Origin of the sequence: Aeromonas sp. 11P (assembly GCF_051920165.1) — a bacterium.
Lineage (GTDB): Bacteria > Pseudomonadota > Gammaproteobacteria > Enterobacterales > Aeromonadaceae > Aeromonas > Aeromonas veronii.
Window position 1 is genome coordinate 1,695,298 of record NZ_JBQBDJ010000004.1, and the last position, 22,417, is coordinate 1,717,714.

Below are 22,417 nucleotides of genomic sequence, written 5' to 3' on the forward strand. Positions count from 1 at the left end.
CCACACGTAAAGGGGCGCTCTCCATCAGGGATGGTGAGTGAAGAGCGCTCGGAAGATAAAAGGGGGAATTAGTTGCTGGGTTGTTCGTTGAGCAGGGCGTCGTGCTGACGCAGACCCTGTTTTTTGGCGTAGAACATCAGGATGATGAGCGACACCACGAAGGTAGCTGTGAGGTTGGAACCCTTGGCGCCCATCAGGGCCACCAGACAGAAGACACAGGCCACTCCGGAGAAGATCATCGCGCCGATGCTGCGGGAGGTCATGCCCTCAAAGCGGATCAGGTTAATGCTGGAGTAGAAGTAAGGCAGCATGGTCAGCAGCACCGCATCTGTGGTCAGCACGTTGAAGAGATCGGCAGCGTGAGCGGACTGGGAAGTGAAGGCGGTCAGGCCAACCATCAGGGCAGTCATCTTGAGGGAGCCCAGGATCAGACCCTTCTTGGCTACGCCGTTCTTGTCCACTTCGCCATAGATTTTCGGGAAGTTGCCGTCGTTGGCGGCACGCTTGCCCGCTTCGCCCACCAGCATCATCCAGGAACCGAGCGAGGTGAAGCAGGCCAGGGCGGTGAAGGCAGAAACAAACGGCGCAGACCAGCTACCGAAGATGGCGGAAGAGGCCATGGCAAACGGGGCGCCGGAGGCAGCCACTTCACCGGCCGGGAACATGCCGCTGATCACCTGGGTAGAGAGGATGTAGATAACACCCGCGATACCGGTACCCAGCATGGTAGCGAGCGGTACGGTACGCTTGGGGTTCTTCACCATGCCGGAAGAGACGGCGGCAGATTCAACACCGACGAAGGACCAGAGGCAGATCAGCACGGCGCTGATGACCGCATGCAGGTCGCTGCCGCTGGTGGTGTTCCAGTTCTGGCTGTAGACGGTGGCATCAAAGTGACCCCAACCCATCACCGCAGTACCGACAACCGGCAGCAGGATCAGCACCAGACCCAGGGTACAGAGTCGGCTCACCCAGCTACCGCCAAGCAGGTTGACGAAGGTGAAGATCCAGACGGCAGCGATAGTGGCTGCGGCGGCCGGAATTGGGCTGTTGAGAATGGGGAAGAAGACCGAGAGGTAGGAGACGCCGGTAATGGCGATGGCCAAGTTACCGATCCAGTTGGCGTGGTAATAAAGCACACCAGTCTGGAAACCGAACACCGGAGAGATCTCGCCAGCGTAAGCAATGGGGCCACCCTCTTGCGGGTTCTTGGTAGCCAGGCGGGCGAAGACAAAGGCGAGGCCCATGGCGCCTACCAGACAGATTGCCCAGCTAAAGATAGAGATGGAGCCGATGGTGGCCAGTGCCGAAGGCAGCAGCGCGATGCCACTCCCCATCATGTTGCCGGCCACCACACCTGTACAGGCGATAAGGCCAATCTTCTTGCTCGTATCTAGGGACATAAGATCTCCGGTTCTATAAAAGGTCGGGTCGTCACATACACATTTGGCGGAACACCCCGCCAAAGAATGGGCACAGACTAGGCCTCTCATCCCCGGAAAACATAAAGACCAGCTAACGGATAAAAATATGAGGCAACTTTTTTCGCCGCCTCGTCACTTTTGATAAAAACCATTTAAAAACAGTAAATTGACATCACATCACACAGCCGTCTTGATAAAACCTTGATATCCTTCCGCCCCATTTCTGCCCCTTGATAACCCCTTTATCTCGCCGTCTTGATATTTTTGGCCAGATAAACCCGGGATAAAGCAGCTCCCATTGCGCCCCCCTGCCCTTGCGGCCATTTGGAAGCCCTGCGGATCATCACCCTGAGTGGCCGCTAACCTCCTGCTTGACCCTCCGCTCGGCTCATCACACTCCAAACTCAGAGGTAAAGCGCAACGGCGATAACCGGTCAGCAATGAGAAATGGGTCGAGACAGACAGCTTATCCCGCCGCCAACAATGAGCAGATGTCACAAGCTGCGTGCGCGGCGTGAAGCCGAACAAACGCGAGTGCAGCGAATGCCGCGGGCAAGACAAAGGCAGATAGTGGGGAACTGCGGGGGGATAAATCGGGCCGCACCAGAGCGACTATCACCGGTGGCAAACAAGCAGGATTGAAACAAGCAGAAACAGCACAGGCCGCCCGAAGGCAGCCTGTGGATGAGGTCGGCAACCGCACCGACCGGGGGAAAACCAACACTGCGGTGTTAGAAGAGCTTCACCTTGCTCTGGCCCAGCGCATTGAACAGGGCCGGGGTGAGGCTCTCCATATTGCTGTAGAAACCGAGCTGCTGGCAGAGCAGATAGGTCTGCTCGGTCGCCTCCATCAGGAAGGCCTGACTGTAGGCATCACCCGCCGCCTCGGGGCGACCATCCAGCTCCGCCAGCTTGCCCTGCAGTATGTAATAGAGCACAGAGCGGCCGCGACTCGCCGCCTTCTCCAGCAGATAGTTGGCCTGCTGTTGCTGGCCGTTGAGGATCGCCTGCAGGGTCAACGCCTCCCACACCCGGGCTGGCAGGGCGCCGCTGTTTTGCACCACGCTGGCGAGATGGGTGCCAATCCCCTGCAGCCGCTCGCTCTCGGATTTGCCCGCTAGGGTGGCCAGCGCCTCGCCCGCCAGATAGCGCTCCGCCAGCAGCAGAGGCTGATCCGGATGGGCAATCAGCGCCTGCTCCAGCAGATCGATGCCGCGCTTGAGGGCGACCGGATCCCGGCTGTTGATGTAGTACTGCGCCTCCATCATCGCCATCAGGGAGGCATCATCGGTCGGCCAGCCCATCCCCGGCTCGGCATCGGGTTGGTCGAGGGCGCGCAGCAGATCCTGGCTGCTCGCCTGCAACACGCCGTGCACACTGTGGCGACTGAGCTGGTACTGATGGCTGAACAGCACCCGGTTGGTGTTGATATTGCGATACTCCAGATCGAGATAGGTGCCGCGCGGCTGGCGGGTGACACGCACACTCAGCTCCTTGCCGGGCATGATGCCCCCCATCAGAGTGGTGGCACCATACTGCACCCGCAGCGGCGTAGCCACCGCCACCTCCCCCATCAGGGCGCGGGTAATGCCATCGGCGAGGCGCACGTTCTCGTTGTTGTCATCCATGCCGGAGTGAAAGCGGAACACCAGCAGATTGGGATCCAGCATGGCATGCACCTGGGGGCTGGTGTGCTGGTAGCTGAGCATGCTGACAATGGCGATCAGCACGATGGCAACGAAGATATCGAAACTCACCATCTTCCAGCGGCTGCGGGCATCCTTGGCATGGGTGGAGATGGCGCGGGTCAGGGGCCCGGCGGGAAAAGGGGCGACATTGGGCTGTGCATCATCATCCTGCTCAGCCGCGGGCGGGCTCAGATCGGAGAGCGTCGGGTTGTCGGAGAGCGCGGTATTGACCGCGGGCGCGGGCTGCTCGTCCGCCATCACCACGGAAACCACCTGCAGCGGCCGCACTGGTGCCACCAGCTTGTAGCCGCGCTTGGGCACGGTGACGATATAGTCGGTCGCATCGGTGCGACCATCTTTGAGGATCTTGCGCAGTTCGAAGATGGACTGGGTCACCACCTGATCGGTTACCTCGGCGCCATCCCACACCTCGTTGATCAGGGCATCGCGGCCAAAGACGGTGCCAGCATTATGGGCCAGAAACCGCAACAGGTTGACCAGCCGGGGTTCGAGGTAGACCTCGCGGTCGGGGCGACACAACATGTTGTCGTCAACGCTCAGGGTCCAGTCATGGATCTCTAAAACCGATTCGCTCATGATTCACTCGCTGCAGATGGTGACAATGCACGATGAGAGAGACGCAAAACCCGGGCTGACTGAACGGAACAAGGCGCTATCACCACAGGTGACAGATAAAAAGAGAACCGAAGCAATCACATCTCTGAGAGTCAGTCTGGCCAGGCCATCCTGTTTACGTCTGAAGGGCATCCTTGCGGGCATTCCGACCACCGGGATCGGAAGGGATCACTTTAAGCAAAACGGGAGCTGGATCCCACTTTTTTTGGCTATAAATCGCCGTTGAGTTGATCCGACACCGCACTTTCGGCAAATAGCGTGCCAGCTAGCATTCATATGAATACCCCACATACCGGAATCAAAAAGCCCTGAACATCAGGGCTTTCTCATTTCTTCGACAACCGAGGAGACGTTACTTCGCCAGCGGGAGCACATCCTGCTGACGACTGCGGCGCAGATGACGCCGCCACAGGGAGAAGCAACCGTAGCCAAGACTCAGCACCACCGCATAGAGCACCTGGGAGGCGAGCGCCACCAGCACCAGAGCGCAGAGCAGCACGCTTATCCCCGCCAGCCCCTTGCCCACCCCGCCGAGCAGGCGCCAGCCCGCCGCCATGCAGAGCAGGTAGACCAGCACGAAGTTGCCGTTGGCGTAGCGGATCAGCTCATCGAGCGGCAGTCGCAGCCAGATGATGAGAGTGATGCAGAGCAGACAGATGGCGAGCACCAGACCTAGCGCCCGCAGCGGTGCGCCGCGCGCGGTGAGCACGGCCAGCGAAGCGGGCAGCTTGCCTTCCCGCGCCATGCTCCAGATCAGCCGGGCAAAGCCCTGAATGTAGATGTTGATGCTGGCAAAACAGGAGAGGTAACCGAGCACCGCCACCAGCCACTTGGCGGTGGGGCCGAACAGCAGCGCCAGCAGGGAGGGGATGGCGGTGGCGTTTTTCGCCTCATCGCCGTAAAGCCCATATTTGAGCACCACCAGCGAGTGGATCCAGTAGATAAGCCCCGCCAGCAGTACCCCGCCAAGCAGGGCGATGGGGTAATCCCGCTCCGGCCGCTTGAACTCCTCCCCCATGTGGGCGAAGGCTTCCAGCCCGACGAAACACCAGAACATCACCGCCAGCGCGGTGGCCATGGCGGGCCACTCGTCCGCGCTCGGCAAGGGCCTAGCCGCATCGCGCCAGCTCACCTCCCCCTTGAACCAGATAAGCAGGGTGAGCCCCAAAATGGCGAGCGCTATCAACAGTTGCAGGTTGCCGGAGGAGCGCGCCCCGCGCAGCCCCAGCAGGAATACCCCGAGCAGGGTCAGCAGCTGGATGGCCCAGAGGGTCCACTCCCCCATCTCGAACAGGGCATGCCAGAAGCCGGCGGCAATCATCAGGGCGGCGGGCAGCCCCACCGGCAGCACCGCCAGAAACAGGAAGGCGGAGAAGCGCTCGGCGCCGTTGCCAAAAGCGAGGCCAATCAGGTGCGGCGCGCCGCCCGCATGGGGATAGCGACGGCCGAGGCGAGCGAAGGTAAAGGCGATGGGCAGCACCAGCGCAATCAGCAGCAACCAGGCCCAGAGCGAGGCCCCACCCGCCAGCGAGGCGGCGGTCGCCGGTACCACGAAGATCCCGGTGCCGAGCAGCGAGGTGGCGAGCAGCCCCATCCCCTGCCAGAGCCCGAGATCCTTTTTCAACCCAGACATATCCTTTTGTCCCGACTAGAAAAACATCCCGCCATGTTAGGCCTGCTCCGCCCCTTTGTTAAGCACGATGGTTAAGCGTGGGGGCGAAAATATGCAGCCTTTTATTCAGGCTCGGACTCAGCTTGCAGGGATTCGGCCAGAAAATCCCCCAGCAGGGTGATCTTGAGCACCTGCCGCCGCGCCGCCGGATAGATGAAGTAGAGGGTCTTGGCCGGGCTCTGATAGTTGCCAAGCAGCGGCAGCAGACGTCCCGCAGCGATATGGTCATGCACCTGTTCGGCAGGCTGCAAGGTGATGCCGGCCCCGGACAGTGCCGCCGTCAGCAGCGCCGGCCAGTGGTTGATGCGCAGGCGCGAGGCGACCCGCACCTCCTCGCTCTGGCCATCGCCCCCGACAAACTGCCAGCGCTCGTGCTCGCCCCAGTTGCCGTGCAGACACTGGTGGCGGGCGAGATCGGCCGGATGACGGGGCACACCGTGACGATTGAGGTAGTCGGGCGCAGCGCAGAGCCGGTAGTGCTGGGTCAGCAGCGGACGGGCGATCAGCGCCTCATCCTGCGGGCGCAGGGTACGGATGGCGGCATCGACCCCCTCCTCCACCAGATCGACCCAGCGGGGGGTGAGCTGCAGATCCATCTCCAGCTTGGGGTAGCGGTCGAGAAAAGCGGGCAGCAGCGGCACCAGCCGGTGGTGGCCAAAGCTAAGGGGAGCGGCGATGCGCAGCCGTCCGGCCGGCTCGGCCAGCAGGTTCTGGGTGAGCGACTCGGTCAGAGCCAGCTCCTCCAGCACCCGCTGGCAACGAGCGAGAAAGAGCTGGCCCAGCTCGGTGAGGGTCTGCTGACGGGTGGTCTTGTGAAACAGCTTGCCCCCCAGCCACTGCTCCAGCCCCAGCACATGCTTACCCACCATCTGGGCGCTGATCCCCTCTTCGCTCGCCACCGCGCTGTAGGAGCCGAGATCCACTACCCGGGTGAAGATACGCATGCTGGTCAATCGGTCCACAACCGCTCCTTTGTTCGTTCCTGAGTAACACGACCCGCTACAGAGCCCTGATTCACAACCAAAAGTTTAGTAAGAAATAGATTTTAGCCAATTTATTCAACTTTTAGTTACCAATACAGTGATGCCATCCCTCCCCTACAGGATAAATTCCCATGAAAAGTACCTATCTGGCCGCATTACTGGTCGGTCTGCTGGCCAGCGGTGTCAGTCAGGCCGCCGAGAGCAGCTTTATCAGCAACCACGATCATACCCCTGCCTCAGCAACTCAGGCCCGGCCCGATATCTTTCGGGTCAGCCTGCTCGGCACCGGCACTCCGGTACCCCAGATCAGTCGGGGCGGTTACAGCACTCTGGTCGAAGCGGGCAACCAGAAGCTGGTGTTCGATTTTGGCCGCAACTCCGCCCCCCGCCTGTGGCAGCTGCATATCCCCATCGGCCGGGTCAACGCCTTCTTCCTCACCCACTTTCACTCAGACCACACCAACGGGCTGGCGGATCTCTGGCTGACCGGCTGGCTGCAACCGGCCTATGGCCAGCGCCACGCGCCGATGGAACTCTACGGCCCCAAAGGCACCACAGCTCTCGCCCGTGGCTTGCAGCAGGCCTACGCCACCGACATTGCCACCCGGGTCAAGGATGAGGGAACGCCGCTGGACGGGGTGGAGATCAACAGCCACGAGGTCACCGTCGGGGTGGTCTACAACCGGGACGGGGTCAAGGTAACCGCCTTTGACAACGACCACGGGGTCAACATCAAGCCGTCATTCGGCTATCGCATCGACTACCACGGCCACAGCGTGGTGCTCTCCGGCGATACCCGCTACAGCCCCGAAGTGGTGAAGCAGGCCAAAGGGGCCGACCTGCTGGTGCACTGCGTCTCCATGACCTCTGCCGAGCAGATGAAGGCCAACCCCGGCTACAAGGCGATCGCCGGTCACCTCGCCTCCCCCGAGCAGGCGGCCCGGGTAATGAACGAAGCCAAACCGGCGCTGACCGTGTTCAGCCATATCGGCCTCAACGGCAAGATCAGGGTCAAAGATCTGGCGCAGGATCTGCGCGCCCGCTACACGGGCCCCTTTGTCATCGGCAACGACCTGATGCAGATTGATCTGCCCACCACGGCCTCCGGCAAGGGCTATGCCCTCTGGCAGTCGGAGAATATCGACAATAAATAGCTGGCACGGATGCCGGTCAGCCATGGCTGGCATCCGCAATCGACACCGGGGGCTATCTTTAAGGGGTGTTTGACCACAAGGAGTTATCTCTATGAGCCTGAAATGGAAGCACCTCGCCCTGGCCACTCTTCCCTTGTTCGGCATGTCGGCCGCTCAGGCGGCGGTGTTGACCAGCCTTGAATGGCCTCCTTACACCAGCGCCAGCCTGCCTGAACAGGGCAAGAGCAGTCAGGTGGTGACCGCAGCCTTTGCCCTAGCTGGCGACCCGCTGACTATCAAGTTCTATCCCTGGCAGCGGGCAGTGGACGAGGCGACCAACAACCCCGAGGTACTGGGTTATTTCCCCGAGTATCTCGACCCCAAAAGCAGCTGCCTCTTCTCCGACCCCATAGGTAACGGCCCCCTCGGCTTTGCCCAGCGATCCGATCAGCCGGTCACCTGGCAGAGCCTTGATGACCTCAAGGGCAAGAAAATTGGTGTCGTCACCGGCTATGTGAATACCACCGAGTTCGACGAAAAAGTGGCCAGCAAGGCACTCTCGGCCGATGCCACCAGCTCGGACAGCCAGAACCTGCTGAAACTGGGCAACGGTCGGCTCGATTTAGCGGTCATCGACCAGAATGTGATGACCTATCTGCTGGAGAGCGATCCCCAACTCAAGGACGTCGCCGCCAACCTCGGCTTCAACGGCAAGATCCTCGAGGACAAATCCCTCCACGTCTGCTTTACCAACTCCGCCAAGGGGAAAGAGGCACGGGACAAATTCAATAAGGCGCTGGCCAGCGACGAGGTGAAGAAGCTGATGAAGTAGCGGTGCCGCATCCGCTCGCCGCCCCAAACAGCCATAAAAAAAGCCGCCTCTTGCGAGGCGGCTTCTTCATTCAACTTGGTAACCGGAGTTATCAGGCAATCAGCTTGTAGATGATACCGGACATGGCGATCAGGCCGATGATGGTCACGAAGCCGTTGCTGATGTTGCCAGCGTATTTGCGCATGGCCGGAACCTTGGTGATGGCGTACATCGGCATCAGGAACAGCAGCATTGCGATGATCGGGCCGCCCAGGTCTTCAATCATGCCGAGGATGCTCGGGTTGATGGTAGCGATGGCCCAGGTGGTCAGGATCATGAACACGGCAGTGATTTTGTTCAGTTGCTTGGTGTCAACGTTCTTGCCCTTCTCGCGCAGCGCCTTGGCCATCAGGCCGTTCATGCCCTCTTGCGCCCCCAGGTAGTGGCCCAGGAAGGATTTGCTGATGGCAACCATGGCGATCAGCGGAGCCACAGTACCGATAACCGGGTTATCGAAGTGGTTGGCCAGGTAGGACAGGATGGAGATGTTCTGTTCTTTGGCAGCAGCCAGGTCAGCCGGGGAGAGGCTCAGTACGCAGCTGAATACGAAGAACATAACGGTCATCACCATCATGACGTGGGCGCCCAGCAGGATGTTGCTGCACTTCTTCTCGGCACCTTCACCGTAACGACCTTTGTTGTCCACCGCGAAGGAGGAGATGATCGGAGAGTGGTTGAAGGAGAACACCATTACCGGGATAGCCAGCCACAGGGTCTTGATGAAGTCACCGTTGAAGGCGTCGGACAGGGCCGGAGCTTCAGTGATGATGGCACCGTTCCAGTGCGGGATCAGGTAGAACGCCAGACCCATCAGGGTGAGTACGAACGGGAATACCAGCACGCTCATCGCTTTGACGATAACCTGGCCGCCCAGACGAACAACCGCCATCAGACCGAGGATCAGGGCCAGTGACAGAACGGCACGGGGAGGTGCAGACATGCCCAGCTGGTGAACAATCACGCTCTCGACGGTGTTGGTGATGGCGACTGAATACATCAGCACGATCGGGTAGATGGCAAAGAAGTAGAGCAGGGTGATGAATTTGCCTGCGGTCTTGCCGAAGTGCTCTTCTACTACTTCAGTGATGTCGCCATCACGGGTAGAGCCGGACAGCACGAAGCGGGTCAGACCACGGTGAGCAAAGAAAGTCAGCGGCAGCGCCAGGATCAACATGGCAACCAGCGGCCACAGGCCACCTACACCGGCGTTGATTGGCAGGAAGAGCACACCGGCACCGATCGCGGTACCGTACAGACCCAGCATCCAGACCACATCGGCCTTGTTGACGCCGCGGGAGGTGTTGCTGGCTAAACGACCATCAGCTGCAATATTCATGTCAGACATACGTTGTTCCTGTCATCTAGGAAAATGGGATTCTTGTTTGGTCGGGCCTTGGCCCGGTTCCATCTCCCTGGAACGCCTGCTGTCCGTCCTTGATAATAACCTCTCGCCCCACGGCAACCTGGCCATCACTCCTTGTGACAACAGGATTGCAACAAACAACAGTGCGAGATTTTGACCCTGAGGGTCGGCGCCCGTCTCACTTAACAACCGATTAACGTGCGCCACTCTTGATGGGCTGACTTTAATTAAATGCCCTTATTAATCACAGCGTTTTTTTGAATTAATCAACCAAAGTTTGATTTTGGTCGCCTTTCGGACGACCAAGATCACACTAAAAGCGCCTTATTGTGGTTTTTTTTAACAATTCAACTTAGTTTCACTGGAATCAATGGCCTGCGAGCAGCTACATATTTGCAACAAGCCACCCATTTAGCGCGGATTGTGTGCAGCACGGCCTTGGCGTACCCTTGTGACTCACGCCTTTTTGTTGATTGATGATGACCATTACCCGTACCGATCTCGCCGAACTGGCGGTATTTGCCGCCGTCGCCCGTCACCGCAGTTTCAGCAAGGCCGCCCTCGAACTCGGGGTCTCCGCCTCCGCCCTCAGCCATAGCCTGAAGGGGCTGGAAGCCCGTCTGGGAGTACGGCTGCTCAACCGCAGCACCCGCGCCGTAGTACCGACCGAAGCGGGCCAGCGGCTGCTCAAGCAGCTGCTCCCCACCCTCAATACTCTTGAAGAGGCGCTTTGCGAGCTGGCCCGCAACAGCGATGAACCGGTGGGGCGACTCAAGCTCTGCGCTCCGCGCGGCGCCATCGACAGCCTGCTAGCACCGGTGCTCATCGACTATCTGGCCCGTTATCCGCGGATGCAGGTGGAGGTAGTGGAGCAGGAGCTGATGCCCCGGCTGATTGAAGATGGCTACGATGCCGCGCTCTTTTATGGCGATCTGCTGCCCAAGGAGATGATCGGCATCCCCCTCGGCCCGCCCCAGCGTTATCTGGTGGTGGGCTCCCCGGCCTATCTGGCGGAGCACGGAACGCCGGAACACCCGAGCGAGCTGAGCCGCCACGCCTGCATCGGCTATCGCCTCACCCCGCACCATCACTATCGCTGGGCCTTTGCCGCCGATGGCACCATGCTGGAGATCGAAGTGACCGGGCCGCTCACCACCAGCACCCCGGCCCTCTATCTGGGCGCCGCCGAGGCGGGGCTGGGGCTCGCCTACTGTCTGGAAGAGGAGGTGAGCCAGAAGGTCGCGGAGGGGAAACTGCTCACCGTGCTGGAGCCCTGGTGCCCCACCTTTGCCGGCTTCTACCTCTTCTATCCCAGTCGGCATCAGCTGGGCAGCGGCCTGCGCATCCTGATCGACATGCTCAAGGCCCACTACCAAAACCCCGGATTAGTGAGTAATACTCAGCAATTCATCAAGTGAAACCCTGATTATCACCAAATAAGTATTAATCTAGACTAGCTGTTCGATAATCGAACTCCCCGAGAGAACAGATATGTCTGCCTATTTAACACTGCGGCAACGGGCCATGACCCGTCGCTTCTGGGCTTACGCCCTCCCCTCCATTCTTGCCATGCTGGTCTCGGGGGCCTACTACCTCATCGACGGCATCTTCGTCGGCCACTATGTCGGCGCCGCTGGCCTCGCCGGGATCAACCTGGTCTATCCGGTCATCATGGTGCTGATCGGTCTGGCCGCCATGATCAGCATGGGGGCCGCCACCGCTATTTCCTTCCAGCAAGGGGCGAAAAACGACACGCTGGCCCGTCAGGCGCTGGTCAACGCCCTCTGGCTGCTGGCCGGACTCGGGGGCGTTGCGCCGGTGCTGCTCTATTACACCCACACCGATATCCTGCTGGGGCTGGGGATTGAACAGGGCACCGAGACCTGGAAACAGGCGAGCGACTACCTCACATGGATTGGCGGCGGTACCCTGCTGCTGGCCAGCAATCTGGCGGTCCCCTATCTGCTGCGCAACGATGGTCGCCCGAAACTGGCCATGGTGCTGGTGAGCAGCGGCGCCGTGCTCAACATCATCCTCAACTACATCATGGTAGGTCGGCTGGGACTGGGACTGATCGGTACTGCGCAAGCCACCCTGATGGCAGAGGGTGCGGTGAGCCTGATCGGCCTTGGCTACTTCTTTACCCCCTGGGCGCGACTGCGCCTCAGCTGGCGGGATCTGGTGCCCAACCTCCCCGCCATGCCGCACCTGCTCTTTACCGGCCTGCCGAGCCTGATTGCCCAGTTCAACCTCGGCCTGCTGCTGATGCTGCACAACAGTCAGCTGATGGTGTATGGCAATGTGAAGGATCTGGCGGGTTTTACCGTGGCCGGTTACACCGAAGCGGTCTTTATCGTCATTCTGCAGGGGCTCGCCTTCGGCATTCAGCCGCTCATCAGCAAGGCGGCGGGGGCCAAGCGCCATCGCAACCTCAAGTACCTGATGGAGATGGGGCTCAAGTTCACCTTTATCTACGGCATGCTGGTGTGGCTCACCATCCAGCTGCTGCCGGGACAGGTCGCCATGCTCTATACCGGCGACAAGGATCCCGAACTGCTGGCCGCTGCCATCAGCAGCCTGACCCTCAACCTCGGCGCCATTCCGCTGGAGGGGATCATCATGTTCGGCATCGTGCTGCTGCAATCCATGGCGCGTACCCGTCAGGCGCTGGTCATCTCCATCGCCAAAACCGTGTTGCTGCTGCCGCTCATCTTCCTGCTGCCACAACTGTGGGGCCGTGATGGGGTGCTGATAGCCCAGCCCGCGACCGTACTGCTGCTCACCCTGCCGCTCTGCTGGCTGCTGTGGCGCGAGTGGCTGCGCCTGAAGATGGCCTGCGCGCCAAAAGCCAAACACCGCCCACAACCGGCCCGCGCACGCGCCGCCGTCCAGCTGGCCCGTTAAGGCCACCCATCCCGCGCAGCAATAAAAAACCGGCATCCATTGATGCCGGTTTTTGCTATATGGGCGGGTCTGCTTGCGCTTACACAACAAGCCAGGCCAACACCGCTGCCCACACTATGCCAATACTTCTGGCCTGAGCTGGGCCATCAGCCCCGGGTTGTCGGAGTAATCCACCGGAATGGCCACCACAGCTGGCCCCTCCACCGCCAGTGCGGCCCGCAGGGTAACGCGCAGCTCATCGGCCGAACGCACCGCGAAACCGGCCGCCCCGAACGATTCGGCATAGCGTTTAAAGTCGATGGGGCCAAAAGAGACGCCGGAGGTGCGGCAATACTTCTGCTGCTCCTGCATCGCCACCATGTTGTAGCCGTTATCGACCCAGATGATGTGAACGATATTGCTCTTGAGCCGTACCGCCGTCTCCAGCTCCATGCTCGACTGCATAAAGCTGCCATCCCCCGATACCGAAATCACCTTCTCACCCGGCCGTACCAGCGCCGCACCGATGGCCCACGGCAGTGCCACCCCCATGGTCTGCTGACCATTGGAGATCAACACCTGACGAGCGCGGAAGCTGTAGAGGTAGCGGGCAATCCAGATATGGAAGCTGCCCATGTCGACGCAGAGGGTCATGTCGTCGCGCACCAGATCCTGCAGCTCACGCACGATACGCAAGGGGTGAACCGGATTGCCGTGCAGATCGTCGGCCCGCATCGCCAGTCGCAACCGCTGCTGGCGAACCCCTTGCAGCAGCCGATCCACCTCGGGGGGACGGATTTTCGGATTGCCCATGATGCGGGTCAGCTGCAACAGGTTGGCGCGGATCGACCCCACCAGCTCGGCGGTCGGGCAGTAGCTGCTGTCGATATCGGCAGGCAGCACGTCGATATGGAGGATGCGCCGCTCCCGGTCGCCATTCCACAGCACGGGGTCGTACTCGATGGGGCTGTAGCCGATGCAGATCACCAGATCGGCCCCTGCCAGCAGCTGATCCCCCGGCTGGTTGTTGAAGAGCCCCACCCGCCCGGCAAAGTCATCGAAGTGGCAGCTGTCCACCACCCCGGCAGCCTGATAGGTACCGGTCACCGGCAGCCGCGCCTTGTCGAGGAAGGCGCGTACCGCTTCGGCATTTTCCGGCCGGCTCGCCATCAGGCCGAGCAGCACCACTGGATTCTGGGCATTGCGCAGCAGGGTCAATGCCTGCTCCATATTCTGCTCATCGGCGCAGCCCGGCTCCGGCACTTCGCGGGGCACCAGCACATTGCCCTGCACCGGCTTGTTGATGATATCCATCGGCAGGCTGACAAACGCTGCCCCCGGCCGCCCCAGCTCGGCAGCGCGAAAGGCGTTGGCCATCACTTCCGAAATCGCTGCCCCGCTGTTGACCTGGGCGCTGAACTTGGTGACCGGACGGCAGAGGTTGACCGTATCCATGCTCTGATGAGTGAGCTTGAGGCCATCGGCACGGCGCACCGCACCGCCCAGCGCCACCATGGGGTCCCCCTCCGAGGTGGCGGTCGCCAGCCCGGTAATGAGGTTGGAGCAACCGGGGCCCGAGGTGACCAGCGCCACCCCCGCCTTGCCGGTGAGGCGCCCCACGGCGGCCGCCATAAAGGCGGCGTTCGCCTCGTGGCGCACCACTATGGTCTCGATGGGGGAGTCCTCCAGCGCATCGAACACCCGGTCAATCTTGGCACCCGGGATCCCGAACACCTGCTTGACCCCTTGCGCCTCCAGATGACGAACCACCAGCTCGGCACCGCACTTCCACTGTCTGTTTTCCATGATATTGCTCCTTGTCTATCAGCCTTCGGCAGCCTGAATGGCGCGATCGAGATCGGCGGGGTTGAGGTCGGCCTGCCGGAAAGCGGGATCCGATGGCAGGGCCAGATTGAGGTGACGCACCACAGAAAGTCGCAGGGTGCCGTGGGCCATGGTGTAGTCGAGCAGATGGCCGCCCCCCTTGCAATCGGCGGTGATCATGTGTTCGTGAAAGCCCGCCACATTGACCCCCTGTACGAACGGCGGGCAGCGAAAGCCCACCAGAGTTCCCGCCACCGCGGCAAAGCGGAACAGCGGCTGCTGTTCGATGGCTTCCAGCATGGGGCGATAGGGGGGCTCCTGACGCGGCACGGTACGGACCTTGGCCATTTCAAACTGGCCGTCGAGGCGCAGGGCGACGAAGACGTTGTCGGAGCCCACCAGCCGATCCACCCACTGGTGGATCTCATCACGGCTCAGGGGGTGATCGAAGCGACGCTCCAGACAGGGGCGAAAATGGGTCATCACCGCAAAGGGGGTCTTCTGATCGGCGCGGGCGGGCCGGGCCGAGCCATCGGAGCGCAACTGGTGGATCTGGCGCTCGAAGGCGATCAGCTCGCCATCGAGGTGGTTGAAGGTGCCGAGGCCAAAGTCGCCGGCGCAGCAGCTCGCTCATGGTGGTCTCCCCTTCGTAGACCCCCGCCAGCAGGGCGCTCATCAGGGAACTCTGGTAGATCTCGCCACCGTCATGCTGCCTGCGCCAGCGGGAAAACTGCTGGCTCACTTCGAGGGCACAGCTGCACCCGGCACTGTCAGATGTTGCAATATGTTCCATTCGGGTTTCACCTCCACCGTGAATCCTGTTAGCGTTCGGATCCAATGGTGACTTGGTTCACATTTCAACACCAATACGCTGATCCCATGACTTTGAGACTCAATCGATATGGAACTTCGTACGCTCCGCTACTTCATGGCCGTTGTTGAAAAGCAGAATTTCACCCGCGCAGCCGAATCACTCAACATGGCCCAGCCGCCCCTGAGCCAGCAGATCCGCAAGCTGGAGGAGACCCTGGGCACCCCGCTGCTGCGCCGTTTGACCCGCAGTGTCGAGCTGACCGAGGCGGGCGAGAGCCTATATCGGGATGCGGCGCAGATCCTGGCGCTGGCCGATGCGGCAAAACTGAAGGTAAAGCGGATTGCCCGGGGCGAGCAGGGGGCGCTGCGGATCGGCTTTGCCGGCTCCACCGTGCTCCACCCCGCAGTGTTGACCCTGCTGCACGACTACCGGGAACGCTACCCCGAGGTAGCCCTCAGCCCGCAGGAGGGCACCATGCCGGCACTGGTGGAGGCGCTGCGCAACGATCGGCTGGATGCCGCCATCTTGCGGCTGCCCTGCCGCGGTAGCGAGGGCTTTGCCCATCACCTTATCGAGCAGGAGCCGCTGCTGATCGCCCTGCCGACCAGCCATCCCAAGGCCAAGCCGGGCCCCTTGCCACTGGCCAGCCTGAAGGACGAGAGTTTTATTCTGTTTCCCCACGCCATCGGGCCCGGGCTCTATGACGGCATCGTGGGCCTCTGTCGGGAGGCGGGGTTCGAACCGATACTGGGGCCCGAATGCCCGCAGGTGATCTCCACCGTCGGCATGGTGCAGGCGGGCTTTGGCGTGACCCTGGTGCCCAGCTCGGTGGCGGCGCTGCGCCCGCTCGGGGTCAGTTATCACCCCATTGAGGGCAACGGCATGATGACCAGCATCAGTCTGGCGACACGGCCGCATCCAAGCAGTGCCGTGCTGCGGCACTTTATCGCCCAGATCCGTGCCGCCCAGATACGACAAGGCCTCCCGAAGGAGGCCCTGTTGAACAAGCTTGAACCGGTTTGATGGCCAGCTTGCCTGATGCGACGGCTTATTTGACGGTACTGCTTATTTGACAGTCACGCGGGCAAACTTGCGCTTGCCGACCTGATAGACGGCGGTACCGGCACCAATGAGTGCCTTGCCATCTTCCAGCTTCTCGCCATCAACCTTGACCGCGCCCTGCTTGATCATCCGCAGCGCTTCGGAGGTGGTGGCTACCAGATCCGCCTCTTTGAGCAGGTTGGCGATGGCCAGACCTTCGCCTTCCAGTGCCAGCTCGATTTCCGGCATCTCGTCCGGAATGGCGTTCTTGGAGAAACGCTGGGTGAAATCTTCGTGGGCCGCTTCGGCCGCCGCTTCGTCGTGATAACGGGCGATGATCTCTTTGGCCAGCCAGATCTTCACGTCGCGCGGGTTGAGAGTACCGGCAGCGATGCCTGCCTTGAACTCTTCGATTTCGGCCAGCGGACGGAAGGAGAGCAGCTCGTAGTAGTTCCACATCAGATCGTCGGTGATGGACATGATCTTGCCGAACATCTCGCCCGGAGCGTCGTGGACGCCGATGTAGTTGCCTGCGGACTTGGACATCTTCTTGACGCCATCCAGACCCACCAGCAGCGGCATCATCAGCACGCACTGGGTCGCCATGCCGGCATCTTTTTGCAGCTCGCGGCCCATCAGCAGGTTGAACTTCTGGTCGGTACCACCCAGCTCGACGTCCGCCTTCAGCGCGACCGAGTCATAGCCTTGCAGCAGCGGATAGAGGAATTCGTGAATCGCGATGGATTGGCCGCCGGTGTAGCGCTTTTTGAAGTCGTCACGCTCCATCATGCGGGCCACGGTCTGCTTGGCCGCCAGCTTGATCATGCCGGTCGCACCCAGCTCGCTCAGCCAGGTCGAGTTGTACTCGATGCGGGTCTTGGCGGGGTCGAGGATCTTGAACGCCTGCTCGGCATAGGTGAGGGCGTTATGCTTGATAGCCTCTTCGGAGAGCGGCGGACGGGTAGCGTTCTTGCCGGAGGGGTCACCCACCATAGCAGTGAAGTCACCGATCAGCAGGATCACTTCATGGCCCAGATCCTGGAAGGTCTTCAGCTTGTTGAGGATCACGGTATGACCCAGGTGAATGTCGGGGGCGGTCGGGTCCATGCCCAACTTGATGCGCAGCGGGCGCCCTTCCTTCAACTTGGCGACAAGTTCTTCTTCAACCAGAATTTCTTCCGCTCCGCGCTTGATCTCGGCTAGCGCCACCTCGAGCTGGGACATTTTTTGACTCTCCATCACGATTCCACAGGGCCAAACATATTACTGGAATGGCGGGCCAATTGGAAAGGCTGTAAAATCCGTCCATTCTGCCCGACTTCATCTGCTTCTCATGGTTATTTGGCACGCCTTCAACGCACTCCCCCACTGGCACCGCAAGATGGTGCTGATCTTGAGCATCATGATCATGATGCTGGCTGCCTGGCCAAGCGAACAGGCGGTGGCAACACGGGTCGATGAAAACGGCAACGAGATTGCCCTGCGGGAACCGGCTAACGACAACGCGCTAAACGACGAGCTGCCGGCCGAAGCCGCCCTGCCCGTTACCCCGCCCAAGCCACGCTATATCACCAAGCAGGTGAAGGTACGCCGTGGCGACAACATGGGAGTGATCTTCCAGCGCATTGGCCTGAGCACCACGGATCTGCACCTGATCGACCAGCTCGAGGGCAGCGATCCCCTGCGCATGCTGCAACCGGGGCAGGAGCTCACCTTCAAGCTCACCGAAGATGGCCAGTTGCACAGCCTCTATTACCCCCACAGCTTGGAGCAGGCGCTCAAGGTGAGCCGCAAGGAGGAGACCTTTGTCGCCCGCAACGTCAAGATCGCCCTCGACACCCGCGAACAGGTGAGCAAAGGCGAGATCCGCTCCAGCTTCTGGGGCGCCGCGGTGGATGCGGGGATGACCGAAGATCAGATCATGGACTTGGCCGCCATCTTCGGCTGGGACATCGACTTTGCCCAGGACTTGCAGCCGGGGGACAGCTTCCGGGTGGTCTATGAAGACAAGTTCCGCGACGACGAGCGGGTCGCCTCCGGCGATATTCTGGCGGCGGAGTTCGTCAACCAGGGCACCGCCTACCGCGCCGTGCTCAATGAAGATGGCAACTACTACACCCCGGAAGGCAAAGCGATGCGCAAGAGCTTCCTGCGTGCGCCGGTCAACTTCAAATACATCAGCTCCAATTTCAACCCGCGCCGCCTCCATCCGGTAACCGGCAAGATCCGCCCCCATAACGGCATCGACTACGTGGCGCCGGTGGGCACTCCCATCATGGCGGCGGGCTCCGGCAGCGTGGTGGCTGCCGGTTACAACCAGTTCAACGGCAACTACGTCTTTATCAAGCATGCCGGCAACTATGTAACCAAGTACCTGCACCTCTCCAAGCGCACCGTCAACAAGGGACAGCGGGTGAAGCAGGGACAGACCATCGGCACTCTGGGTGGCACCGGCCGCGTCACCGGCCCGCACCTGCACTACGAATTTGTGGTGGGCGGCATTCACAAGAACCCGCGCACCCTCACCCTGCCGCAGGCAGAGACCCTGAGCGGACGCGAGCTGGCCAACTTCAAAAAGCTGGCGATGCCGCAACTGGCCAAGCTCGACAACCCCGAACTGCAGCTGGCCCAGAACAAGCGGGATAGTCGCGGCAACTAAACCATCAGGGCTGGCAGGGTGAAGGCCCTGCCAGCCCATTTTATTGAGCTCGTGCCAGGTAACAAGATTGAAATGAGTCCGCCTTCGGACATAAGATGAGATGGATCACCGGGAGCGGCATGTGGCACGGAAGTAAGGGCTTATCTATCCTGTCTCTCTCACTCTTTTTCCGGTCCGCATTGAGGATGCACCATGGTTGAGCGTTATATCGGTCTGATGTCAAAGACCACGCCATGTGGCATGGGATGATAGCCGTTCCCCTCTTCAGCCTCTCTGCACACCGCATTTTCAAGCAGCAATGAAAGGAGACACATGGCTGAACGCTATATCGGTCTGATGTCGGGAACCAGCATGGACGGCATTGATGCCGTGCTGGTGAGGATCGCCGGGGATGAACTGCGGGTCGAAGCGGCGCTTTGTCACCCCTGGCCGCAAGAAACCGCCCGCACGCTGCATGCCCTCTGCACCCCGGGCGACAACGAGATCGATCGCATGGGGGTGGCCGACAATCTGGTAGCACGCGAATTTGCCGCCGCCACTCACGCGCTGCTGGCCAAGGCGCGGCTCGAACCCAAAGATATTCGCGCCATCGGCAGCCACGGCCAAACCATCCGCCACCGTCCCCAGCTCGGCTTTACCCTGCAGATCGGCAATGCCGCCCTGCTGGCCGCCCTGACCGGCATCGACGTCATCGCCGATTTTCGCACCATGGATATGGCCCTCGGCGGTCAGGGGGCGCCGCTGGTGCCCGCCTTCCATCAGGCGCTGTTTGCCAAGCCCGGCGCCCTGCGAGTGGTATTGAACCTCGGCGGCATCGCCAATATCTCGGTGCTGCCGGGCAATCCGGGCGGGGTCTATGGTTTTGATACCGGCCCGGCCAACACCCTGCTCGATGGCTGGTATCGCCGCCATCAGCCCCACGGCGGCAGCTATGACGCCGGTGGCAAATGGGCAGCAAGTGGCAAGCCCATCCCGGCCCTGCTGGAAAAACTGCTGGCTCACCCCTATTTCGCAGCCCCCGCCCCCAAGAGCACCGGACGGGAGATGTTCACCCTCGATTGGCTCGATGGCGAGCTGGCAGGTACTTCATACGCCCCCGTGGATGTGCAGCGCACCCTGCAGGCGCTCACCTGCCACAGCATCGCCCGCCAACTGCCCGCTCGGCCCGAATCAGTCGGTACCAGCCAGCCGAAAGCCGAGCTGTTTGTCTGCGGCGGCGGCGCCCATAACGCCCCCTTGCTGAAGGAGCTGGCCAGCCTGCTGCCTGCATGGCGCATCGCCAGCACTGCCGAGCTGGGCCTTGCCCCCGACTGGGTGGAAGGCGCTGCCTTTGCCTGGCTGGCCATGTGCTTTGTCCACCGCAAGCCGGGCAACCTGCCCGCCGTCACCGGCGCCAGCCGTCCGGCTGTGCTGGGGGCGCTTTATCCCGCCTGAGTGATGACAAGGGGGCTGCGGATCAGTGTGCCCCCTTGAACAGACGTACAACCTGTTGCCGGATCGGTGCAAACAGCGGGGGCTTTGGCGGCTCCAGATTGATATGGCGCCGCCCGGCACGGGTTTCACAGCGAAGCAGATTCTGGATGTAGTGGTGGTGGGAGCGATGGATCAGCTGTGAGGCTTGATACGCCCACAGTCTGGGCACGCCCCACAGGGTGCTGGCAATCGCCCCGACGATGCAGAAGAAAGCGGGCTCCTGAATTCCCATCCGGCTGCCATTCTCCAGCGCCTCCTTGAGCGAATTGGAGTGAGCAATACAGGTCATGATATTGACCATGAAGGCGTCGTAATCATCCTCCCCACCCTTGCCAACGCGCGCCGTCAGGGTCGCCGCGGGCTTATAACCAAACTGATGGCCGATATTTTCCAACACCGTATTCCGCTGGCGGATCACCTTGCCATAAAACATAAGCATCACCATGCAGTCGATCGCCTTGCACAGCGCCTCGTAGTGGGGATGGCTCTTCTTGGGACGCGGCGCCGTGGCAAGGGCCAGCTCTTCAGAGATAGCCAGCAGGCCCACAGGCACGGCGGTGCTGACAAACGAGAGATCAATCGACAGCTCCAGCCCCTCCTCCCCTTCCATGCGGGCCACAATCACATGTTCGCCAAACAGCCGACGCTGGCGCTCGATAAAAGCGCCAAAGACCAGATCACGAAACTGCTTTTGCGGATAAGGGGTGTCGAGCAGGCTCTCGATGGTCATGATGGCTGCGGATACCCGGCCGCGCAGTCGGTAATCGGCAGGAATGGGAAAGCTCTTTTCCAGGCGAGGAGGTAACCGCTGCCCAGATGTTTGACAATACATATCGCCCAGAACGAAACCCAGCATAAATCCTCCACAGTCAGGTAATGATGATCGCGACGCGATCTCGCTTGCCAATCCTGGGCAATGGCCTGCCGGTGCTTCGATGCTCTCCGTCAGGGCTCCTTGATCACCTTATTAATCATACGATTAATAGCGATTGAAAAAAGCGACATGACTCGCAATCACGCCACTAATTAACAGTTTCACCAAGAAACCATAAAAAGCGGTCGATAAATCCATTTTTTGACTAATTTCCCTTTAAAAACAGCATATTGAACTTTATTTCTGCGAAATCACCTGAGCTGTTTCCGAGCCCTGAAAACCATCCCAATCATCACAACCAGCCACAGATAAGAGGGAGATCAGACAAAGCCGCAAAAAGTGGAAAAAGCGACGACGTGGGGCAACACCACCCATCGGGGGATGCAACCGGCGTGAAGAGAAGCGAATTGCCACCACCGCCCCTCATCCAACGCCACCTCTCATCCAATGCCACCGTTCCTGCACACCGTCACGCCAACGCCATGCTTCCCACTCCTGTGCAGCAGGGGCAGATCCGCCGTGCAAATTCATGGCATAGAATTTTATGGCGTTAATAACAGATCCCGGCTGCCAGCAAGGCGTCATCGAGTATGCCCGAATAATCATTAACAGAGAGGAATGCAAAAGCCGTGAATTATATTCCAGAGGTATCTTTAATAATGTTGATATGCATATTCACAGGGATTTTCATAGCCCCTTAAAAAAGCTGAAAACAGATATCCATGCACCATAATATGCATTATTTGCACATCGGCGCATAATGTTAACCCTTTATTCACACGCAATATCCCGAAGAGGGTGAGAGCAAACCCAGTCAGGGCAAGGCTCTTCGCCGGTTCGGCACCATTTGCGCACGAGTTGGCTACGATTTCGGGTGAATTGAATAGCAATATGATTAAATTTGCGCCCATTGAGCCATCTCATAGAAATGCAATCAGCGGTTTGCAACCCCTTATAGCGACTCATAGAATCGCAGCGTCTGAAATATCTACCCTGTCCTCTTCTCCCTTATTCCTCTCAGTAATTGAGTGGATCACAAATAATAACCGGGGATGCCGCCGCTGGCGCAGTGGCCGTGG

15 protein-coding genes and 1 pseudogene are annotated in these 22,417 nt (G+C 60.3%); 7 read left to right on the forward strand and 9 right to left on the reverse strand.

Translation table 11 applies throughout. The features are described 5' to 3' along the window. Positions 1 to 68: 68 nt before the first annotated feature. From cadB to ACTG1P_RS07720, 4 genes are all read right to left on the reverse strand, one after another. Positions 69 to 1,403 (reverse strand): cadaverine/lysine antiporter, encoded by a 1,335-nt coding sequence (cadB, locus tag ACTG1P_RS07705; protein ID WP_440000928.1) that lies wholly within the window; start codon positions 1,401 to 1,403, stop codon positions 69 to 71. A gap of 752 nt (positions 1,404 to 2,155) precedes the next feature. Beyond that, the gene (cadC, locus tag ACTG1P_RS07710) at positions 2,156 to 3,709 is read right to left on the reverse strand and encodes a lysine decarboxylation/transport transcriptional activator CadC (protein ID WP_440000929.1); all 1,554 of its coding nucleotides are present in this window, start codon (positions 3,707 to 3,709) and stop codon (positions 2,156 to 2,158) included. Between the two features lie 391 nt (positions 3,710 to 4,100). Beyond that, positions 4,101 to 5,381 carry an L-methionine/branched-chain amino acid transporter gene (yjeH, locus tag ACTG1P_RS07715; protein WP_440000930.1) on the reverse strand — a complete coding sequence of 427 codons (1,281 nt, stop codon included), beginning with the start codon at positions 5,379 to 5,381 and terminating at the stop codon, positions 4,101 to 4,103. A gap of 101 nt (positions 5,382 to 5,482) precedes the next feature. Beyond that, positions 5,483 to 6,382, reverse strand: coding sequence for a LysR family transcriptional regulator (locus tag ACTG1P_RS07720; RefSeq protein ID WP_440000931.1), 900 nt, complete (start codon positions 6,380 to 6,382; stop codon positions 5,483 to 5,485). A gap of 152 nt (positions 6,383 to 6,534) precedes the next feature. On the opposite strand from ACTG1P_RS07720, the gene ACTG1P_RS07725 reads away from it, so the two are divergent. Continuing rightward, positions 6,535 to 7,557, forward strand: a complete 1,023-nt coding sequence (locus ACTG1P_RS07725) for an MBL fold metallo-hydrolase (RefSeq protein ID WP_440000932.1) — start codon at positions 6,535 to 6,537, stop codon at positions 7,555 to 7,557. Positions 7,558 to 7,648: 91 nt separating this feature from the next. After that, the gene (locus ACTG1P_RS07730; RefSeq protein ID WP_203118245.1) at positions 7,649 to 8,368 is read left to right on the forward strand and encodes a substrate-binding periplasmic protein; all 720 of its coding nucleotides are present in this window, start codon (positions 7,649 to 7,651) and stop codon (positions 8,366 to 8,368) included. Positions 8,369 to 8,459: 91 nt separating this feature from the next. On the opposite strand, the gene ACTG1P_RS07735 is transcribed toward ACTG1P_RS07730, so the two are convergent. Further along, positions 8,460 to 9,752, reverse strand: coding sequence for an HAAAP family serine/threonine permease (locus ACTG1P_RS07735; protein ID WP_199252027.1), 1,293 nt, complete (start codon positions 9,750 to 9,752; stop codon positions 8,460 to 8,462). Between the two features lie 497 nt (positions 9,753 to 10,249). On the opposite strand from ACTG1P_RS07735, the gene ACTG1P_RS07740 reads away from it, so the two are divergent. Together ACTG1P_RS07740 and ACTG1P_RS07745 are read left to right on the forward strand one after the other, a co-directional pair. Next, positions 10,250 to 11,188, forward strand: a complete 939-nt coding sequence (locus ACTG1P_RS07740) for a LysR family transcriptional regulator (protein WP_042055187.1) — start codon at positions 10,250 to 10,252, stop codon at positions 11,186 to 11,188. A 73-nt stretch (positions 11,189 to 11,261) separates the two neighbouring features. After that, positions 11,262 to 12,674 carry an MATE family efflux transporter gene (locus tag ACTG1P_RS07745; protein WP_440000933.1) on the forward strand — a complete coding sequence of 471 codons (1,413 nt, stop codon included), beginning with the start codon at positions 11,262 to 11,264 and terminating at the stop codon, positions 12,672 to 12,674. A gap of 114 nt (positions 12,675 to 12,788) precedes the next feature. On the opposite strand, the gene alsS is transcribed toward ACTG1P_RS07745, so the two are convergent. Continuing rightward, positions 12,789 to 14,459, reverse strand: a complete 1,671-nt coding sequence (gene alsS, locus ACTG1P_RS07750) for an acetolactate synthase AlsS (RefSeq protein WP_252655971.1) — start codon at positions 14,457 to 14,459, stop codon at positions 12,789 to 12,791. Positions 14,460 to 14,477: 18 nt separating this feature from the next. Beyond that, positions 14,478 to 15,270, reverse strand: a pseudogene (gene budA / locus ACTG1P_RS07755) (acetolactate decarboxylase). A 108-nt stretch (positions 15,271 to 15,378) separates the two neighbouring features. Between budA and ACTG1P_RS07760 the strand changes: the two are divergent. Continuing rightward, complete coding sequence (locus ACTG1P_RS07760) at positions 15,379 to 16,314, forward strand: LysR family transcriptional regulator (protein WP_043818935.1); 936 nt, start codon at positions 15,379 to 15,381, stop codon at positions 16,312 to 16,314. Between the two features lie 42 nt (positions 16,315 to 16,356). Here the strand turns inward: ACTG1P_RS07760 and tyrS are convergent, their stop codons facing one another. Continuing rightward, on the reverse strand, positions 16,357 to 17,556 hold the full coding sequence (gene tyrS / locus ACTG1P_RS07765; protein WP_005347884.1) for a tyrosine--tRNA ligase: 1,200 nt from the start codon (positions 17,554 to 17,556) through the stop codon (positions 16,357 to 16,359). Between the two features lie 109 nt (positions 17,557 to 17,665). Here tyrS and ACTG1P_RS07770 point away from each other — a divergent pair, with 109 nt between their 5' ends. Further along, positions 17,666 to 18,991 (forward strand): peptidoglycan DD-metalloendopeptidase family protein, encoded by a 1,326-nt coding sequence (locus ACTG1P_RS07770; protein ID WP_440000934.1) that lies wholly within the window; start codon positions 17,666 to 17,668, stop codon positions 18,989 to 18,991. Positions 18,992 to 19,303: 312 nt separating this feature from the next. Further along, the gene (locus ACTG1P_RS07775; RefSeq protein ID WP_440000935.1) at positions 19,304 to 20,425 is read left to right on the forward strand and encodes an anhydro-N-acetylmuramic acid kinase; all 1,122 of its coding nucleotides are present in this window, start codon (positions 19,304 to 19,306) and stop codon (positions 20,423 to 20,425) included. Positions 20,426 to 20,447: 22 nt separating this feature from the next. Here ACTG1P_RS07775 and ACTG1P_RS07780 read toward each other — a convergent pair whose 3' ends face one another. After that, positions 20,448 to 21,320 carry a hypothetical protein gene (locus ACTG1P_RS07780; protein ID WP_440000936.1) on the reverse strand — a complete coding sequence of 291 codons (873 nt, stop codon included), beginning with the start codon at positions 21,318 to 21,320 and terminating at the stop codon, positions 20,448 to 20,450. Positions 21,321 to 22,417 lie beyond the last annotated feature (1,097 nt).

What these genes read in the sequence shown, in the direction of transcription:
- cadB (WP_440000928.1), bottom strand. Translation starts at nt 1,403, where the DNA reads ATGTCCCTAGATACGAGCAAGAAGATTGGCCTTATCGCCTGTACAGGT.
- cadC (WP_440000929.1), bottom strand. Translation starts at nt 3,709, where the DNA reads ATGAGCGAATCGGTTTTAGAGATCCATGACTGGACCCTGAGCGTTGAC.
- yjeH (WP_440000930.1), bottom strand. Translation starts at nt 5,381, where the DNA reads ATGTCTGGGTTGAAAAAGGATCTCGGGCTCTGGCAGGGGATGGGGCTG.
- ACTG1P_RS07725 (WP_440000932.1), top strand. Translation starts at nt 6,535, where the DNA reads ATGAAAAGTACCTATCTGGCCGCATTACTGGTCGGTCTGCTGGCCAGC.
- ACTG1P_RS07730 (WP_203118245.1), top strand. Translation starts at nt 7,649, where the DNA reads ATGAGCCTGAAATGGAAGCACCTCGCCCTGGCCACTCTTCCCTTGTTC.
- ACTG1P_RS07735 (WP_199252027.1), bottom strand. Translation starts at nt 9,752, where the DNA reads ATGTCTGACATGAATATTGCAGCTGATGGTCGTTTAGCCAGCAACACC.
- ACTG1P_RS07740 (WP_042055187.1), top strand. Translation starts at nt 10,250, where the DNA reads ATGACCATTACCCGTACCGATCTCGCCGAACTGGCGGTATTTGCCGCC.
- ACTG1P_RS07745 (WP_440000933.1), top strand. Translation starts at nt 11,262, where the DNA reads ATGTCTGCCTATTTAACACTGCGGCAACGGGCCATGACCCGTCGCTTC.
- alsS (WP_252655971.1), bottom strand. Translation starts at nt 14,459, where the DNA reads ATGGAAAACAGACAGTGGAAGTGCGGTGCCGAGCTGGTGGTTCGTCAT.
- ACTG1P_RS07760 (WP_043818935.1), top strand. Translation starts at nt 15,379, where the DNA reads ATGGAACTTCGTACGCTCCGCTACTTCATGGCCGTTGTTGAAAAGCAG.
- tyrS (WP_005347884.1), bottom strand. Translation starts at nt 17,556, where the DNA reads ATGTCCCAGCTCGAGGTGGCGCTAGCCGAGATCAAGCGCGGAGCGGAA.
- ACTG1P_RS07770 (WP_440000934.1), top strand. Translation starts at nt 17,666, where the DNA reads ATGGTTATTTGGCACGCCTTCAACGCACTCCCCCACTGGCACCGCAAG.
- ACTG1P_RS07775 (WP_440000935.1), top strand. Translation starts at nt 19,304, where the DNA reads ATGGCTGAACGCTATATCGGTCTGATGTCGGGAACCAGCATGGACGGC.
- ACTG1P_RS07780 (WP_440000936.1), bottom strand. Translation starts at nt 21,320, where the DNA reads ATGCTGGGTTTCGTTCTGGGCGATATGTATTGTCAAACATCTGGGCAG.